The sequence below is a fragment of the Paenibacillus rhizoryzae genome, from assembly GCF_059686995.1.
This window is the reverse complement of sequence record NZ_JCAALT010000001.1, coordinates 468,738-485,942: the sequence shown is the minus strand read 5'-3', so window position 1 is coordinate 485,942 and position 17,205 is coordinate 468,738. Positions and strand designations below refer to the sequence as shown.

General features: G+C 50.9%; 13 protein-coding genes. 2 read left to right on the top strand and 11 right to left on the bottom strand.

What is annotated here, in order from left to right:
- Window positions 1–3: 3 nt before the first annotated feature.
- Genes AC6ESO_RS02110 through AC6ESO_RS02095 form a run of 4 tightly spaced genes read right to left on the bottom strand, consistent with a single transcriptional unit; the run spans window position 4 to window position 3,909 of the window.
- Window positions 4–537: an aromatic-ring-hydroxylating dioxygenase subunit beta gene (locus AC6ESO_RS02110; RefSeq protein ID WP_497089957.1), complete on the bottom strand. Its 534-nt coding sequence runs from the start codon at window positions 535–537 to the stop codon at window positions 4–6.
- A 47-nt stretch (window positions 538–584) separates the two neighbouring features.
- Window positions 585–1,940 carry an aromatic ring-hydroxylating oxygenase subunit alpha gene (locus AC6ESO_RS02105; RefSeq protein WP_497089956.1) on the bottom strand — a complete coding sequence of 452 codons (1,356 nt, stop codon included), beginning with the start codon at window positions 1,938–1,940 and terminating at the stop codon, window positions 585–587.
- Between the two features lie 27 nt (window positions 1,941–1,967).
- Window positions 1,968–2,885 (bottom strand): NAD-dependent epimerase/dehydratase family protein, encoded by a 918-nt coding sequence (locus AC6ESO_RS02100; RefSeq protein ID WP_497089955.1) that lies wholly within the window; start codon window positions 2,883–2,885, stop codon window positions 1,968–1,970.
- Window positions 2,886–2,898: 13 nt separating this feature from the next.
- Window positions 2,899–3,909: an ABC transporter substrate-binding protein gene (locus AC6ESO_RS02095; RefSeq protein WP_497089954.1), complete on the bottom strand. Its 1,011-nt coding sequence runs from the start codon at window positions 3,907–3,909 to the stop codon at window positions 2,899–2,901.
- Between the two features lie 125 nt (window positions 3,910–4,034).
- Here AC6ESO_RS02095 and AC6ESO_RS02090 point away from each other — a divergent pair, with 125 nt between their 5' ends.
- Window positions 4,035–4,889 (top strand): MerR family transcriptional regulator, encoded by an 855-nt coding sequence (locus AC6ESO_RS02090; RefSeq protein ID WP_497089953.1) that lies wholly within the window; start codon window positions 4,035–4,037, stop codon window positions 4,887–4,889.
- A gap of 28 nt (window positions 4,890–4,917) precedes the next feature.
- On the opposite strand, the gene AC6ESO_RS02085 is transcribed toward AC6ESO_RS02090, so the two are convergent.
- From AC6ESO_RS02085 to glgB, 5 genes are all read right to left on the bottom strand, one after another.
- Window positions 4,918–6,885, bottom strand: coding sequence for a glycoside hydrolase family 15 protein (locus tag AC6ESO_RS02085; protein WP_497089952.1), 1,968 nt, complete (start codon window positions 6,883–6,885; stop codon window positions 4,918–4,920).
- Window positions 6,867–8,333: a glycogen synthase GlgA gene (glgA, locus tag AC6ESO_RS02080; protein WP_497089951.1), complete on the bottom strand. Its 1,467-nt coding sequence runs from the start codon at window positions 8,331–8,333 to the stop codon at window positions 6,867–6,869. The genes AC6ESO_RS02085 and glgA overlap by 19 nt, the downstream gene beginning before the upstream one ends.
- A 75-nt stretch (window positions 8,334–8,408) precedes the next feature.
- Window positions 8,409–9,521, bottom strand: coding sequence for a glucose-1-phosphate adenylyltransferase subunit GlgD (gene glgD / locus AC6ESO_RS02075; protein WP_494817136.1), 1,113 nt, complete (start codon window positions 9,519–9,521; stop codon window positions 8,409–8,411).
- On the bottom strand, window positions 9,518–10,684 hold the full coding sequence (locus tag AC6ESO_RS02070; RefSeq protein ID WP_494817135.1) for a glucose-1-phosphate adenylyltransferase: 1,167 nt from the start codon (window positions 10,682–10,684) through the stop codon (window positions 9,518–9,520). The genes glgD and AC6ESO_RS02070 overlap by 4 nt, the downstream gene beginning before the upstream one ends.
- A 61-nt stretch (window positions 10,685–10,745) precedes the next feature.
- The gene (gene glgB, locus AC6ESO_RS02065; RefSeq protein ID WP_497089950.1) at window positions 10,746–12,686 is read right to left on the bottom strand and encodes a 1,4-alpha-glucan branching protein GlgB; all 1,941 of its coding nucleotides are present in this window, start codon (window positions 12,684–12,686) and stop codon (window positions 10,746–10,748) included.
- A gap of 397 nt (window positions 12,687–13,083) precedes the next feature.
- Between glgB and AC6ESO_RS02060 the strand changes: the two genes are divergently transcribed.
- Window positions 13,084–14,250, top strand: a complete 1,167-nt coding sequence (locus AC6ESO_RS02060) for an iron-containing alcohol dehydrogenase (protein ID WP_497089949.1) — start codon at window positions 13,084–13,086, stop codon at window positions 14,248–14,250.
- 75 nt (window positions 14,251–14,325) lie between these two features.
- On the opposite strand, the gene AC6ESO_RS02055 is transcribed toward AC6ESO_RS02060, so the two are convergent.
- Window positions 14,326–16,116 (bottom strand): ABC transporter ATP-binding protein, encoded by a 1,791-nt coding sequence (locus AC6ESO_RS02055; protein WP_497089948.1) that lies wholly within the window; start codon window positions 16,114–16,116, stop codon window positions 14,326–14,328.
- Between the two features lie 158 nt (window positions 16,117–16,274).
- The gene (locus tag AC6ESO_RS02050; protein ID WP_497089947.1) at window positions 16,275–17,183 is read right to left on the bottom strand and encodes a helix-turn-helix transcriptional regulator; all 909 of its coding nucleotides are present in this window, start codon (window positions 17,181–17,183) and stop codon (window positions 16,275–16,277) included.
- Window positions 17,184–17,205: the final 22 nt, after the last annotated feature.

Below are 17,205 nucleotides of genomic sequence, written 5' to 3'. Positions count from 1 at the left end.
CTTCTACAAGAAAATACCTAAACTGCTGATGCCCATCGTCGTATGGTCCAGCCGTACGAACCGTTTCGCGAGCTTCCAGCCGCCTGCGCCGCCGCATTCCCGTATCGTATCTTCGCGTTCACCTGACACCAAGTCGTATGCAGGGCTGTCAAATCGGCTGCGGAACAGCAGCAAATTGCTGATGACGACCATTTCAACCGCACCTTCACTGCTCTCTCGAACATCGGCCAACCGGAAATTCGTCAGAAAATGTCTCGTGCGGGACGGAGGATCCTCTGCCCAGTTGTAGTCCGAGAAGGTCCGCTCCACCCGCATTTGGATAGAGGCCAGGTTCTCGTTCATATGAAAGGCTTGATCGCTGAACGGACTTGGCGCATGACGCTCCCGAGTCAGTCTAATCGGAATTTGATAGCGGATATCGCTCGTTAGCAGCCCCATCCATTCCGCATATTTTCCGTTGTCCAGCAGCTCGGCCTCGTAGATCAGGAAATGCTGCCCCTCCTGCAACAACTGCTCGGTCCCACGTTCAACGATCACGGTTTCTTCTCCCATAACAGCCCCAATCCTTCCCTCAGATGCTGGATTCATTCTTCATCATCAAGCATCGTATTGACATACGATTCATAGAAATAGCGCTGATTGCCTTCCCCATATCGCGGATAGTAGGCGATCCCCGGAAGCGGCCATTCCTCATCCCGTTTCGCCTTGCCCATCCCATTCATCCCCATTTGGAAATTGAGCTTCAAATTGTTCTTCGCAAACCGATTGCCTGCCGTCTGCGTAATGGTTTCCCATGTCATCGAATCATCCATCTCGAAGATTCCCGCCAAGCTAAACGTCGCTGAACCGGCGCGATAGGACGCTTCTTTGAATTCCTGCGGCGTATTCTTAAACATAAGAAACCAGTTCCAAATTTCGATTTGATCCGGACCCTTCGGTCGCCACTGGCGCATACTGATGAATGGCACGGGAGGCAAATCCCGCTCCGGGGTGACGGTCATGAGCAGAAACGAGCTGTTCGGAAAAATATTGCCGAGCATTTCCTTCGAGTCTCGAACGATTTCAAGTCCTTTCGGCTCGAGCCGATCCAGCCGGAAGGTATCGACGATTTCCTGCGGGAAATTCCAGTACGGCATCTCGATGACCTGTTCGGTCTTATCCAGCGATATGTCGACGCAATGTCCATTGCCGGCAAGAATTTGCTCACCGTTCATATTCGCCAGCATGGAGAAGGGCGAGGATCCCACTTCGTAAGCGGAATGGTGCAGGAAGATCAGATGATACGCATCACCGCTGAAGTTCTCCGCTGCAACCTTCCAATTCGCATTCACGATCCAGCGCTGAGGTTCGCCGATGACTTCAAGCCCCTCATCCTGCAGCCCGAACAGCAGATCCAGGTAATACTTGCTGTCGGCAAGATATTCCTCCAGCGGCGGCGTCTCCTTATCCAGACACGCGAAAATCAACCCGTGAATCGTATCGCAGCGCGCTTCCAGCAGCCCCCAATCCTTCTTGTTCAGCCCGTTGTAAGCATGCTGCTGGGCTGGCATTCCGATGAGGTTGCCATTGTTTTTATAAATAAATCCATGGTAGGGACAACGAAAATGAGAAGCATTCCCTTTCTCCGCCCGGCATACCCGAACGCCGCGATGGACGCAGGCATCGAGCATGACGCGAATCTCTCCGGACTCGTCACGGTTGACGATGAACGGATCTTCACCGATATAACGAAGAACATAATCGCCTGCGGATGGAATCTCCGATTCGTGGCCGACGTAGATCCATTTTTTCGTAAAAATCTTCTCCATTTCAAGCTCATACAGCTCGCGGTCGTTGAAGATGCCGATGGGGATAATGCCTTCCTTCAAGCTCTCTCTCATTTCACGGAGCAGCGATTTGGCGTGGCTGTATGCCGGCGCGCCTTTTGACTCTGTTTTCATCGTCTCGCACCTCGCTTTTCTAGTGGTTTAGTAAGGATTAAATTCCAGCCAGCTCGCATATTCGCGAACACTTTCATAGAATGGCCGCGATGGTACATAGCCGATTTCCTCGCGTGCTTTCGTAATATCGAAGGTGCCGTAATGGTCCAGCTCCGAGAACCGGCCATCCCCGACTTCGATTACGGCATCCGGATATAGCTCCTGCACGAAAGCGATCAGCTCGCCGAACGTTGTTTTATAGCCGGCAGTTATGCTGTATACGTAGCTCTTCATGTCCACTGCTTCCATCGCACAGATGCAAGCCTGCGCCACATCCCTCACATGCACATACTGGAAACCATAGTCCCGGCCTTCCTTCAGGTACGTCGGAACTCCTTTAATCGCATTCACGATCAGATCTTTCATGTAGCACTGCATAAACTGTCCCGGCCCATACAGCCAGCCCGGCCGCAGGGATGGGATTTCCAACCCATAGAGGTTGCGATAACCGTAGGCCAGCTTCTCCGTGAATACTTTCGTGGCACCGTACACCCCGCTCGGATGAAGCGGGACATCCTCCGTCACCGTGCCAAGCTCGGCATTGTTGCCGTACGCGTACTCGGAGCTCAGGTTGACCACCCGTTTAATTCCGGATAATCTTGCTGCTTCAAAGATATTCGTCGTGCCAACGGCATTGGTCATGACCGTCTGATAGGGGATATCTATGGCCGTCACAGGATGAGAGATGGCAGCCGTATGAATGATTCGGTCGATCTTATACGTGCGGATTGTCTCCAGAATAAGAGGCAAATCCAGCAAGTCGCCTTGTACATAGGTGAGAGATTCATCTCCCCCGTTATCCTTCACTTTGCGATCGTAGCTGACGACGCGGTAGCCGCGCTCTCTCAGCATCGGAACCAGATTTGAACCTAAGAAACCCATACCGCCGGTTACAAGAATATTCATTTGTTATTCCTCCCTATTTCTCATCTGCCAGCTGCTCGATAAAAGATGGATTGTACAGCTTGCTCATATCCGGAAGCTCATCGATGAACTTCAGGTCCTTCAGAAAAGCACCTACCTGCTCGCCGTTATATTTCACGGACGTATACGCCTCTTCTTCCTTCTGCGATGCCAAGTTGTCGTTCAAATCGTATACTTTCACGCCTTCAAGGGAGACTTTGAATTCCTCCGGTGTAATTTCAGCATGTTTCGCCATAATGGCAATGGCTTCGTCCGGGCTGTCCTTCAAGAAGCTTACCGCGTCGAACCAAGCAGCCATTACATTCTTCACATCCTCCGGACGGTCCTTGATGATGCTTTCGCGGAAAGCGATCGTGTCCATCAGCAGTCCCGGCGTCTCCTTCGAGGAGAATAGCAGCTTCCCCTTGCCGGAGCTTAACGTTTCACTCAGGAATGGCTCCCAGATGACGGCGGCATCGATTTTGCCTGCCAGGAATGATGAGCCCGCGTCCGCAATCGCCATATTGAAGTAATTGATATCCTTCTCCGATAGTCCATGTTGCTTGAGAACCGTCAGCATGAAGAATTGATCTACCGTACCGAGCTCAGTCGCAATTCGCTTGCCTTTCAAATCCTCGAAACTCTTAACCGAGGGATCGACGACAAACCCATCTGCGCCGTCCGAGTAATCGATGATCATCGGAATTTGCAGCTTAATTCCTTTGCCAACCGGAGGCAGTGTGTCACTGAGCGTTTGGCTGTTGGCGTCTACATTGCCGGAATTCAGTGCCGACAAGCCGTCGCTGTAGCTCGGGAACCATTCGAGCTCAACATGAACGCCGTGTTTCTCGAAGAATCCCTTCTCTTGCGCCACATACCAGAGAAAATAGGTTGGGAACGGATTCAGGCCGATTTTGAGCGGATCGCTGGATTTCTCCGTGCCACCGCCATTGTTGCTCGCGCAGCTGCTCAGCAGCAAACCTGCCATCATGCATGTTATAAGGATCGATAATACACGCTTTTTCATGGTTCGTTCCCTCCACTCGATTAACTTAAAGCGATTGTAAACCTTTGTGCTACACAAAAGTCAATCGCAATGTTATATTTTATAACATGAGCAGTGAAGTAGTAGTAAAGCGAGGGGATTCACCGATGAAAGAACGGCTGTCTATTAGCGAAATGGCGCAGCTGCGAGGGATTTCTGCCGAAACGCTGCGCCATTACGACAGAATCGATCTGTTTAAGCCTCAGCATGTCGATCCCCACACCGGCTACAGGTACTATTCGATTTTTCAATACGAGGTTCTGGGCACGATCAAAGAGCTGCGTCAGCTTGGGATGAACACGAACGAAGTGAAGCAATATTTCAATGAACGCAATATTAAGAATTCGACGGACATCTTGGCAGCCAAACACGAAGAGCTTGTCCATAAGCTGAAAGAAATGACGGCACTTGAGGAGAATATCCGTGATAAGCTGGCTTTTCTCAGAGAGGTTATTGCCGAGGTAGGCAGCTCCGCGGTCACCATTCGTCGGCTCGAGCGCCGGAAGCTATTCACGCTGCATCAGAAGATTAACAGCAATCTAGAGCTGTGTTATGGCGTGCTGGGGCTGGAAAACAGGCTTACGGAGACCGCACCGATACTTGCCAGTAACAGGCTTGGCGTCCTGTTGTCACAGGAAGACTTGGAGGCTCGTCGTTTCGAGTCGCCGTCCATGATCTTCGTGGTTGCCAAGCGGGCAACTTCTGTTCCGAAGGGGAATCTGGTGACCATCCCAGCCGGTTCATTCGCCTGTATTCGATACTACGGGGAGCTGTGGAATCGCAGCGAGAGCCTCGATACCCTGTGCCGCAAGCTTGAAGTGGATGATTACGAGATAACGGGGGATGCCCTGCAAATCATGCAAGTGGACATCACGATTACCGATAATCCAAGCGAGGTCATGTTTGAAATTCAAGTTCCCATCCGGAAGAAAACAGAAAACAGCAGCTATGACGGCATATGAGCCGCAATAGCTGCTGTTTTCATTCGTTCTATTCCTTGGCGGAGAGCTCCGCATATTTTGCTGCATACCGCGTCACCGACTGCACATAAGTCGCATGAGACCATGTGAGCGGCGCTACGGAGAGCGGACTGCCGTCAAGCGGATGCAATTGCTCTGGCAGAACCCCGCTTGATAACGCGTGTTCAACTACCCAATTAAGCGTTTCGCGAGGACGGACCAGATCACTTAACTGCTTCGCTGATTCGATTTCGAAGTTCGCAATCCACAGGGTACAGATAATCCAAGGATTACCCGGCACATTCTCGATATCCCCGGACTGCTGGAAATAATAGTCGTTCGTGTACCGTGCCACGCCGCCGACGCTTGTTCGGATGGTCAGCCCATCGCGAATCGCATTCATCGTCTTAATGACGCGTTCGTCCTCAACTGGCAGTACCCCGAATTCCCAAATGCCGAACAAGCTGCTTTCCAAGGTCATATCCTTCACCCAGCGGTTATCCTTCTGGATTAAGCCGCGCGCGAACCTGCCGGATTCTTCATCCCAGAGATGGGTAAGCATCCCGTGTTTGATGGATTGCGCCGTATTGCGAAGATGATCGCTGCGCTCGTAATCCCCAAACAGCTCCGTGAAGAAGGCAGCTGCCATTAATCCGCCGTAAACGGAGGCAACGGTATAGGTCCAGATGCCATAACGTTCTTCCCACAGATCATAGCTAGGCTTCGGAAGCGATAGGCTGTGCTCCATATACTGGCTCAAGAAGGCTGCGCCTTTGCGAATCAGATTGTTATACAGCGACTGCGGCAGCTCAATGACTTGATGCCGAGTATAATCCCGCCACAGGGCAAACAGCACCAGCGCTGTTTCATCCTCTTGAATCGGCAAACGCCGGCTGCCCTGCACGATATACGGATGCCAGCTGGACCCTACCGTCCCGTCGGGATTGTATTTGTGAAACAAATACCCGTCCGGTGACAGCGTCTGCGCGCAGAATTGAAAGAACGGCGCGATAACGCTTTGGAACCCGGCAGCAGACATCGCATCGGCAATCAGCGCACCGTCACGCGGCCACATATAGCTGTAATGGTCGCGGTTGTACTGCAGAATGTCCGTGTCATTAGCCGCGACGATTGCTCCCCGCTCATCGGTTTGCGTCCGAACAAGCAGCAGGCTTAATCGGAACATGTTTGCCGCTTCTTCATTCAGATCGCCCAGATTATTCTCCGCACGGTGGAGCCAGTGCTTCCAATAAATGACGATCCGGCTGAGCAATTTCTCCGGATGGCTTTCCTGCACATATTGATTAAGCGATTTGACCTCTTCCAAGTTCTTGCCGATCGACATCCAGTAATAAATCGTCTTCTCGCCACCCGCTGGCACTACCGTGCGGAAGCTGATCGTACTGTCGACAGACCCTTGCGCGATGGAATTCCCCATCAGCGTTCCGTCCTCGGCATCGCGCCAAGTTCCTTCCGCAGACTGGAACCGTTTGATTCCCGTCGTATATTGCATGATACCGCCTTCGTCCGAGAAGCCGTTAAACATGAAATAAGAAGAACGTTTGTAGTGATAGAGCGTATGGTTCTCCGGATAATAAGCGGCCGTATCCCCTACTTCCGAGCCGTCGATCATGAGATCGTGGTGGAAGAACAACCGGATTTCACGCGGATCGGAACCTAGATTGCGTACAACTACGCGTTTGATGTAGATGCATTCCCGCTGATGAATCCCGTCATTCATATGAAGCTCTACCGCAAGACGGTCATTACGAGCTATGACATTAGTCACGAGGGAATCCTCGATGTAGGACAGCTCAAACTTCCATTCCGGATCTTCCAGCCAGGAGAACTGCCCGCCTGCCCATATCCCAAATCGACAATATTGGCCGCCCACATGATTCAGTTGACCGACGAATGGATAGTAGATGTCACGGATGTAATTGTTTCGGTCCAAATTAATCAGTATTTTACCATTGCCAATTACGAGATGACGGGCCATGGATGACTCTCCTTTCGATTTGGCGCAATCACACTATATAACGACATATAGGCTTTCGCTGAACGCGTCCAGCTGATATCGTCTTTGGCGCCATTAGCCACGATACGCTGCCACACTTCCTCTTCCCGGTAGAATTGGAGTGCCCTGCGGATCGTATAAAGAAGATCATGCGCGTTATAGTTCGTAAAGCTGAACCCGTTACCTTCGCCCGTAAACTCGTTATACGCCTTCACCGTGTCCTTCAAGCCGCCTGTCTCGCGCACGATCGGAACAGACCGATAACGCAGCGCCAGTAGCTGACTAAGTCCGCAAGGCTCAAACTGCGAAGGCATTAAGTATATATCGCTGCCGGCATAGATTCTGCGAGCCAGACCATCGTTAAACCCGAACCAGGTTGTCACTTGACCAGGCTTCTTCATCTCGGCACGGCGGAACATTTGCTCGAACTGCCAATCGCCGGAACCAAGCACGACCAGCTGCACATCTTCCTTCAAGATTTGCTCGAGCACCGCTTCAATCAAATCGAAACCCTTCTGATCGACCAGTCTGGAAACGATACCGATTAGAGGTGTAGACTCCGATTCCGTCAGCCCCAGCTCGCGCTGCAGCGCCAGCTTGTTCTTCCGTTTGCGAGGCAATGATCCTCGGTAGGGAACTTCCACAGCCGGATCATTCATCGGGTCAAACAGCTCCGTATCGATCCCATTCACGATACCGACCAAATCCCCTGAGCGATAACGCAGCAGCCCTTCCAGCTTCTCTCCATACGCTTCCGTCTTGATTTCTTCCGCATAAGTGGGGCTCACGGTAGTCAGCTTGTCCGCATACCGTAGACCGCCCATCATACAGTTGCCCGCACCATAGAAATCAATGCCTTCCGAGCCAAACAGCTCATCGCCGGAACCAAGCAGATCCTTCAGCAGCTCTCGGCCGAATACCCCTTGGTATCTCAAATTATGAATCGTGTACACCGAAGCGATGTCCCGGCATGCCGGGTCGTGCTTGTATCTGGTCTTGAGCAGGAAAGGAATAAGTCCGGTCTGCCAATCATGGCAGTGAATAATATCAGGCCGGAAATCCATATGGTAGAGCGACTCCATCACTGCGAAGCAGAAAAATACGAAACGCTCCGCATCATCGCCATATCCGTACAGAACGCCGCGTTTAAAATAAAATTCGTTATCGATCAAATAGTAGACAATGCCGTCGATCTCGGCCTTGAGCAGGCCGCAGTACTGGTCCCGCCAGCCAAGCCGCACGTTAAATGTGGCGATGGTCTCGAATTGTTCCGCCATCGCGGCCGGAATCGTATCGTACTTGGGCAGAATGACGCGCACATCCACGCCGACTTTAGAACGCAGTGCTTTCGGCAAAGCGCCGGCTACATCAGCGAGGCCGCCCGTCTTAACGAGCGGCACCGCCTCAGAAGCTGCGAATAATACATTCATCGTATGGTTTCACCTCTACTCAACTTTCTTTCTCTCTATCTTCGTAATAGATCGGTCTGGCTGAAATGGGTTGGATTAGATCACTTTCCGCTTCACCGCAAGGAATGGCGATACTTCGGCACCGCGCAGCTCACGACTGCGTTCCACGGTGACATCCTTGTCGAGGATGACATGATCGACGAAGCTATGCTCTCCGATAACGCCGTTCTGCATAATGATACTGTTGCGCACAACTGCCCCTTTGCGTACATGAACGCCACGGAACAGGATGCTGTTAATGACCGTTCCTTCGATGATACAGCCGTTGGCAACGAGTGAATTTGACGTCTTAGCCCCTTCTGCATAGCGAGCCGGCGGCTCATCCTTTACCTTCGTATAGATTGGGCCCGGCTCGAAGAACAAGCTCTTCCACACTTCCGGACGAAGCAGCTGCATGTTGTTCTTGTAATAGCTGTTCAGCGTATTCACAACGCCTAGATAACCATCATAAGCGTAGCTTTGAATATGGAGCTGGTTCACTCGCGACATAATCGCATGGCGGACAAGATGATCCTGCCCTTGTGCAAGCGAAGTGTCCACGAGTTCAAGCAGCAGTTCCTTACGCATTAAGTACATTTCCATCGAGATCAGATCGCTCTCCAGCCGGCCGTAATGATCCTGCATAGCTGTGACGCGTCCTTTCTCGTCGGTTTGCAGCTTGCGTGCTTTACCCCCAAACAACTCCGTTTGTTCTTTCGTAACGACTGTGATGTCTGCACCGCTCGCTTTATGTGAGGACAACATGGCGTCGAAGTCCACATTACAAATCATATGACTGCGTGTAACCAAAACATACTCTTGCGATGATCGCGTGAAATAATCACGGTGCTGATAGAAGTGATACAGGTCACCTCGGCGCACCTCGTTCACATCATCCGTAACAGGGGGCATGATGAACAACCCACTCTGACGATGATGCAAATCCCAATGCTTGCCGGAACCCAAATGGTCAATAAGCGAACGGTATTTGGTTTGGGCGAACACGCCGACCTTCGTAATGCCTGAATTCACCATGCTTGAGAGCGTAAAGTCGATTAGCCGAAACCGTGCTCCAAACGGAACGGTTGCCAAGCAGCGGCTTGTCGTCAAGGTCTCCATTTCGTCCGATTCGTGAATGAGATTTATGACACCTAGTATGTTGGAGTTCATGACTGCTCTACCTCCTGCAACGAATGAGTAGCCGTAACGAGTTCATCACTTCCGATTACCGTAACTGAGCTTGTGTCCGGACTTCCAATGACGACCCCATCGCCGATGATGGCACCTTCGCCAATGATGGCACGATAGATGCGAGCCCCTTTGCCAATCTTAACGTTAGGCATGATAACGGACTCGCGCACTTGACTGTCGAGGCCGGACTGCACCCCATGGAACAATACCGATCGATGCACCAGTCCCTCTACCAAGCAGCCCTCCGTAATAAGCGAGTCTACGATATCTGCGGTAGCCGCCGAATAGTGCGCCGGCCGATTCGGGTTAACGGAGTAAATACGCCAGTCGCGGTCATTCAGATCAAGCGCCGGCTTCTCCGACAGCAGATCCATATTGGCTTCCCATAGACTTTCAAGCGTACCGACATCTTTCCAATAGCCGTTGAATGTATAGGACTGAAGCTTCACGCCGTCTTGCAGCATAGCCGGAATAATGTCCTTGCCGAAGTCATTGCCGGATAACCGATTCGCTTCATCACGAACCAAGTACTGCTGCAACACCGGCCAGGAGAAAATATAAACACCCATCGATGCCAGATTGCTAGTAGGCACTTTCGGTTTCTCTTCAAATGATGTGATGGCACCCTCATCGTCGACATGCATAATCCCGAAGCGGCTTGCTTCCTTCCAGCCCACTTCAATGCACGCGATCGTAACATCGGCGCCGCGTTCCTCATGCTCGCGCAGCATGAGCTCATAGTCCATTTTATAAATGTGATCGCCTGAGATCACTAATACATAGTCGGGGTCATAACGATCGATGAACCCCATATTTTGATAGATTGCATTTGCGGTGCCTTTATACCACATACCGCCCTTTTGCTTGACATAAGGAGGAAGAATTGCCATTCCGCCGTCGCGTCGGTCTAATCCCCAAGGAGTGCCGATTCCGAGATAGGTGTTCAGGACCAGCGGCTGATATTGCGTCAGAACGCCGATTGTGTCGATGCCCGAATGTGCACAGTTGCTTAAAGTAAAATCGATAATTCGGTACTTCCCGCCAAAATGGACCGCCGGCTTCGCCACATCTTTCGTCAGCACGCCGAGCCTTTTCCCTTCTCCTCCGGCAAGAAGCATGGCCACCATACGTTTTCTGCCCATGGACACACTCTCCTTCTATACTGCAACGGCTTGCTGCAGTAGGTGTAATGATTGCTGTCAATCAGTGCAACGTGGTAAAGCGATCATTGCGGTCAAGTGACCCCTTGGCAAATACCAGCAATTGAATAGATAGCGGCGGAAGTTCAAGCGAAATGCTGCACGGCCTTCCATGCCATGGTGTCGGCTTGCTATATAGAACTTCCGGGATGTCCGTTAAGACACCGCCGAAGGTTGCCGCCTCACTGTGAAGTGCGATCCGGTATTCACCGGATTCCGGTACGCCGATTCGATAGTCGGAGTAGTGATGATAGGAGAAATTGCAGACAACAATCGTGAACTCGTTGCTCGCATGTCCGCGGCGCATAAAGACGATGACGCTTTGCGCGGCGTTGTGTACGTCAATCCATTCAAACCCGCCGGGATCGCAATCCCGTTCCCACAGCGATGGCTGCTCGCCGTATATATGATTAAGGGATTTTACATAATGGTGCATGCTCCCATGAGCGCGATAGTCAAGAAGCTGCCAATCAAGTGCCTCAGCGTCTTTCCATTCGTCAAACTGGCCCCACTCACCGCCCATAAAGAGCAGCTTCTTGCCCGGATGCGTCATCCAATAGCCATAGAATAAGCGGAGTTGCGCGAATTTCTGCTCATAGGTGCCGGACATTTTGTTCAAGAGCGAACGCTTCCCATGAACGACCTCGTCGTGTGAAAGCGGCAATACGAAATTTTCAGAGAAGGCATATACGAGAGAGAAGGTAATGAGGTTGTGATGCCGCATGCGATCATTCGGATCAAGCGCCATGTAGCGCAGCATGTCATTCATCCAGCCCATATTCCATTTGAAGTTGAAGCCAAGGCCGCCCATGTAAGTTGGAGAGGTAACGGCTGGCCAAGCGGAAGAGTCTTCGGCAATCATTAAGGCGTCCGGAAAATACTGAAAAACGGTTTCGTTCAATCGTTTCAGAAAGCGGATGGCATCGGTATTCTCCGTGCCGCCAAATGCGTTATAGGTGTAAAGCTCGGGAGGTTTGTCAAAATGAAGATCGATCATGCTGGCAACGGCATCTACGCGCAGGCCGTCAATATGGAATACATCCATCCAGTAGATCGCATTGGAAATGAGAAAACTTTGCACTTCCGTGCAGCTAAAGTCAAAAGCCAGCGTTCCCCATAACGGTTTCTCAGCCAGCTTCCAGTTCTTTCCTTCGAAAATCGGTGTCCCGTCAAACAGCCGCAATCCATGATCATCCTTACAGAAATGACCGGGAACCCAGTCCAAGATGACGCCGATGCCGCGCTGATGGCAGCGATCGATGAGATGCATAAGCTGTTCAGGTGTTCCATATCTACTCGTTGGCGAATAATAGCCTGTCGCTTGATATCCCCACGATTGGTCGAGCGGATGCTCGGTGATGGGGAGCAGCTCAATATGGGTGTACCCCATTTCAACGACGTAATCGACAAGCGCGCCAGCCATCTCTTCGTACGTCCAAAACAGCTCCTTGCCCCAGTTGCGCCAAGAACCAAGGTGGACTTCGTACGTGAGCATCGCTTCGTGATAAGGACTGTCTTCTAGCTTACGCTGATGCCAGTCTCCATCATTCCAGTTAAAATGGAATACTTCCGCAACAACTGATCCCGTGCTTGGCCTCAGCTCGGACTGAAAGGCATAGGGGTCTGACTTGAGCTGCTTTGCGCCATCACCGGTTTGAATTTCGTACTTGTACACCGTTCCCGGTCCTATACTCGGAACAAATAAGCTCCATACGCCGGTTTCGCCAATTAATTCCATCTCATGTTGATACCCGTTCCAATCGTTAAACGAACCAACGAGTCGCACTTGCTTGGCATTAGGAGCCCAAACGGTGAATCGAACGCCGGTTTCATCGCCCAGACGGATCGGATGCGCGCCAAACGTACGGTAACTATGAAACAGATTTCCTTTGTTAAAAAGATATAAATCGCGCATAGAAAGACCGATTGCAGCCGCATTAGCCATAATTGGCATGCACCTCCCCTAGTGTAGCTACTTGTTAAGGTATTGTCATGTTTACTAACGCAGGCGCGATTTTTATTTCATTATACACTCTCTTTTTAAAGTTGGCATCCTATTTTCAGAAAATTTTGATTCGTCCTCCATCTCACCTCCTGTTATCTAGATGTCATATTTGTCAAGAAAAACTTTTGTAAAAATATGGCGCAAAATGAAGAAAAAGCTGTCCGCTAAGGACAGCTCATAGATTCATATAATGGAGCCGATTAGGACAAATTTACGTTATCCGATACTCATGCGGCTTTGTGCCGAACCGTTTTACAGCCAGTCTGCCGTCGCCTTGACTTCACTCCTCTACAATCGATAAGATAAGCATGGTGTAACCAACATATGGAGGTGCGATATGAACTCTTTTACCTTTCAAAACCCAACGAAAATCGTCTTCGGCAGCGGTACGGTCAGTCAGTTAGGCAAGCTGACGGAAGCTTACGGCAAGTCGATTCTTCTCGTTTATGGATCAGGCAGCATCAAGAAAACCGGCCTATATGATGAAGTTATGGCGCAATTGAAATCGATCGATGCGAAAGTCGTGGAATTGTCCGGTATCGAGCCGAACCCTCGTCTAACGTCCGTTAACCGCGGGATCGAGCTGTGCCGCAGTGAGAAGGTTGACCTCGTTCTTGCCGTTGGCGGCGGAAGCGTGCTCGATGCAGCCAAGGCTATCGCAGCCGGGGCACTCTATGAGGGTGACGTATGGGACTTCATGATGCAAAAAGCCGTCATTCGCGAAGCGCTCCCAATCGGTACGATTCTGACTTTATCGGCTACCGGCTCTGAGATGAACGGCAATGCCGTAATCTCGAACTGGGAAACGAAACAGAAGCGCGCATTCGGCAGCATACATACTTATCCGCGTTTTTCGATTTTGGATCCGACGCTTACGTTCTCGGTACCTCGCGACCAAACGGTTAACGGCGCAGTCGATATTATGTCGCATGTATTTGAACAGTACTTTACGCTGACGACAAATGCTCCATTGCAGGATCGTCTATGCGAATCTATCCTTCTCACGGTCATCGAGAATACAGAGCTCGCTCTGGAAAACCCGGAGAATTACGAGGCGCGCGCGAACCTAATGCTTTGCGGCACAATGGCCTTGAACGGCGGCTTGATCAGTGTCGGAACGCAGAACGACTGGGCGTCACACGGCATTGAGCATGAAATCAGCGCCATCTACGACATCCCGCATGGCGCAGGGCTGTCCATTGTGTTCCCGAACTGGATGAAGTATGTGTATCAAGAGCGGATTGACCGCTTCACGCAATATGCTGAACGCGTATGGGGCATTGAACGCGGAGACAAATCGGACGAGGAACTGGCACTTGCAGGCATCGAAGCAACGCGTGCCTTCTTCACACGTATCGGCGCACCTGCAACGCTGGCTTACTACGACATTGGCCGCGATAATTTAGACACGATGGCCAAAGAAGCGGTACTCTTCGGACCTCTTGGCAATTTCAAGAAGCTGAACGAATCGGATGTTCGTCAAATTCTAGAGCTATCGCTGTAAAATAAAGCACATGCAAAAAAGGCTGTCCCAAACGCTCCATCCTGTTGGATGCGGATCGGGACAGCCTTTTTCTGCTTATAGTTGAAGCTGCTTCAAATGATAAAATTCACCTTTGCTTGCAATCAGCTCATCGAATGTACCGATCTCTGCAATACGGCCCTGCTTCATGACGACGATGCGATCGGCATCGCGAATCGTGGACAATCGATGGGCGACGATGAAAGTGGTTCTGCCCTTGATCAGCTCCTGCATCGCTTTCTGCACATGGTACTCCGATGCATTATCGAGCGCAGACGTAGCTTCATCCAAGATAATCACTTTCGGATTACGGATGAGTGCACGTGCGATCGCGATCCGCTGTCGCTGCCCGCCTGACAGCTTGCCGCCGTGCTCGCCCACCTTCGTATGGATGCCATCCGGCAACCGCTTGATCATCTCAGACAAGTTTGCCATTTCAATGGCGGCATAGATTTGCTCATCTGTAATATTAGGCAAGCCGTACACGATATTGTCGCGGATCGTACCGGAGAACAGAATGTTCGTTTGCGGTACAACCGAAATGAACTTCCGGTATTCCCTTAGATCAATAGCATCGATGTTCACGCCGTCGATCGTCAGCTTGCCGCCTGTCGGCTGCAGAAATCCTGTGACCAGGTTGAGAATCGTCGACTTCCCTGCCCCGGATTCCCCGACGAAGGCGATACATTCGCCGGCTCTCACGGTAAGCGTCACTTCCTCCAAGACATGGTGCTCCGATCCCGGATAAACAAGCTGAATATCTTCGAATGCGATTTCCCCGCTAATTTCGCGCAGCTTGATCTTGCCATCGTTGCGCTCAATCTCCTGCGAGTTCAGAATTTCGGTAATGGAATAGATGGATTCGAAACCTTTAGCCATATTCGGATAGGTCGTAATCAAGGCAGATACCGAACCCAGAATCATGCTGAAGAACCCTTGATACATGACGATATTGCCAACCTCGATTTGCCCTTTATAAGCCAAAAAAGCAGTGAACAGCAAGCAGAACACCTGGAACAGCTGGAATGTTACCCAGTTAGAAGCGCCAAAATACGCCTCGGCGATATCGAGCCTGAGTCCCTTCCCCTGCAGCTTTCGCAGCGTACCGTCAATGCGCTCGATCTCCACTTCTTCGAGGCCATGGGCTCTCGTGACCGGTATCATCTCGACCATCTCCGACATCTTCGAGGACATCTTCTCGATTTCCTTACGGAATTCCTTATTGGTCGAGCTGATTTTCTTGCGGAATATCCGAACGAGCAGAATGGCTGCCGGTATCGTCATCACGAAAAAGAGCGAAACCGACCAGCTATTACGAACCGTTATGACGATCGAAACGATAATATTAATGAGTGCCGGCATCAATGTCAGCATCACTTGTTTAGAAAGCTGTTCGACTGCCTCGACATCGCGAAGCACCTTCGACTGAAGCCGCCCTGCTTGCAAGTCGCGATGGTACGTAATCGACAGCTGCTGCAGCTTATGGACAAGCGCGCTTCGAATGCCGGCCTCCACATGTCTGATCGCACGGCTCATGTACGAGACATACCAAGTATGGGTCGGTATATTTTGCAGAATAACAACTACAATGACGGCGAAGTTCAACCATAATTCTCGTTCCGAATGTGCGCTTGGCCGGCTGACAATGTTGATAATGTTGGCGGTCACAATCGGCAACACGAAAATCGGCGCGCTCTTCACGATGTAAAATAACAACGAAAACAGCAGGTTCGTGAAGTTTCCGCGATAAAGGGCAACTAGAAATTTCACGGGACTTTTCTCTTCCAGCGTAGCAGCCTGCTGAAAGGTATGTTCATAATTCAGTCGAGCTTTCTCTATTTTCTCCAATGTGCTCCCATCCCTCATCCGGCAACAAATACGAAAACGTCTTTGGTTATCTTAAATGAAAACGTCAGCTTCGTAAACAGGTAAAACACAAGGTTATACATAGAAATAAAATGCCGGCCCTCGCATTAAGCGAAGACCGGCAGGCTGCCGTTTGATTATTACTCTCGATCGAGCGCGTGATTGCGCAGATCCAGCATCGTTTGCTTATCCCTGCTGCTGCCGGTGAAGCGCTTCCGATAGGAAAGCGGCGTAATTCCAACGTGCTCGGCAAAGGAGCGCGAGAAATGAGGCGTTTGTTTAAACCCGGTTTCATCCGCGATTTTGGAGATCGGCCAATTGGTTTTCATCAGCATCAGCTTCGCTTGATCCATCCGATAAGAAAGCAAGTACTGCTGCGGCGTACAATCAAACACTTCGCCCATACAGCGCGCAATATAGTTTGGATGTAAGCCCATTACTTCACCGAGCTTCGAATTCGTCACGGTCGTGCGGAAATGCATCTTCAGGTAAGCGGCCGCCTCTTCAGCTACTGCAATCGGAGCTTTAGCCGCATCGCTTCGCCAGCCCTCGTCGAAAAGCTGCAGCAAGTGAAGAAACCACTGCTGTCGCTGCCAGAACGCCGCATGCGAAGTACCCATTGCCGCATCATGCAGCTTGCTGAAGAGCGAAATCGCTTCATCCGGATAGGAGAACGTCATCGTCTTCGGCAGCCTGATGGCGTAAGAATAATAATCGCCGCGAAGCGTACCGCAGTTCGTGTCATTTAACTCTTCCCAAGGACCCGCAGTTTGAAAATGAACCCAATCAAATACGGTTTCTTCTGTACATGGTTTCGTTGGATAATGCCATAAATCCGGTCTTAAGATCAGCATCTGCCCTGGACCGATTGCCCAGGAATTCGATTCTTCGCCAATGTATAACGTTCCGCTATGCACAAACAGCAAGTCGAAAACGCCGATATTCCGACGGTTAGGATGTTCGCCGCCCGGCCCGTAAGAGCCGCGGTTGGATTCAATGAAGTAAGGCAGCGGCGGTGATAGAAATGTGAGCAGCGGTTCGGACGACAAGATAAGGCCTCCTAGCAAAAGT

What these genes read in the sequence shown, in the direction of transcription:
- AC6ESO_RS02060 (WP_497089949.1), top strand. Translation starts at nt 13,084, where the DNA reads ATGAACTCTTTTACCTTTCAAAACCCAACGAAAATCGTCTTCGGCAGC.
- glgB (WP_497089950.1), bottom strand. Translation starts at nt 12,686, where the DNA reads ATGGCTAATGCGGCTGCAATCGGTCTTTCTATGCGCGATTTATATCTT.
- AC6ESO_RS02070 (WP_494817135.1), bottom strand. Translation starts at nt 10,684, where the DNA reads ATGGGCAGAAAACGTATGGTGGCCATGCTTCTTGCCGGAGGAGAAGGG.
- AC6ESO_RS02085 (WP_497089952.1), bottom strand. Translation starts at nt 6,885, where the DNA reads ATGGCCCGTCATCTCGTAATTGGCAATGGTAAAATACTGATTAATTTG.
- AC6ESO_RS02090 (WP_497089953.1), top strand. Translation starts at nt 4,035, where the DNA reads ATGAAAGAACGGCTGTCTATTAGCGAAATGGCGCAGCTGCGAGGGATT.
- AC6ESO_RS02095 (WP_497089954.1), bottom strand. Translation starts at nt 3,909, where the DNA reads ATGAAAAAGCGTGTATTATCGATCCTTATAACATGCATGATGGCAGGT.
- glgA (WP_497089951.1), bottom strand. Translation starts at nt 8,333, where the DNA reads ATGAATGTATTATTCGCAGCTTCTGAGGCGGTGCCGCTCGTTAAGACG.
- AC6ESO_RS02100 (WP_497089955.1), bottom strand. Translation starts at nt 2,885, where the DNA reads ATGAATATTCTTGTAACCGGCGGTATGGGTTTCTTAGGTTCAAATCTG.
- glgD (WP_494817136.1), bottom strand. Translation starts at nt 9,521, where the DNA reads ATGAACTCCAACATACTAGGTGTCATAAATCTCATTCACGAATCGGAC.
- AC6ESO_RS02105 (WP_497089956.1), bottom strand. Translation starts at nt 1,940, where the DNA reads ATGAAAACAGAGTCAAAAGGCGCGCCGGCATACAGCCACGCCAAATCG.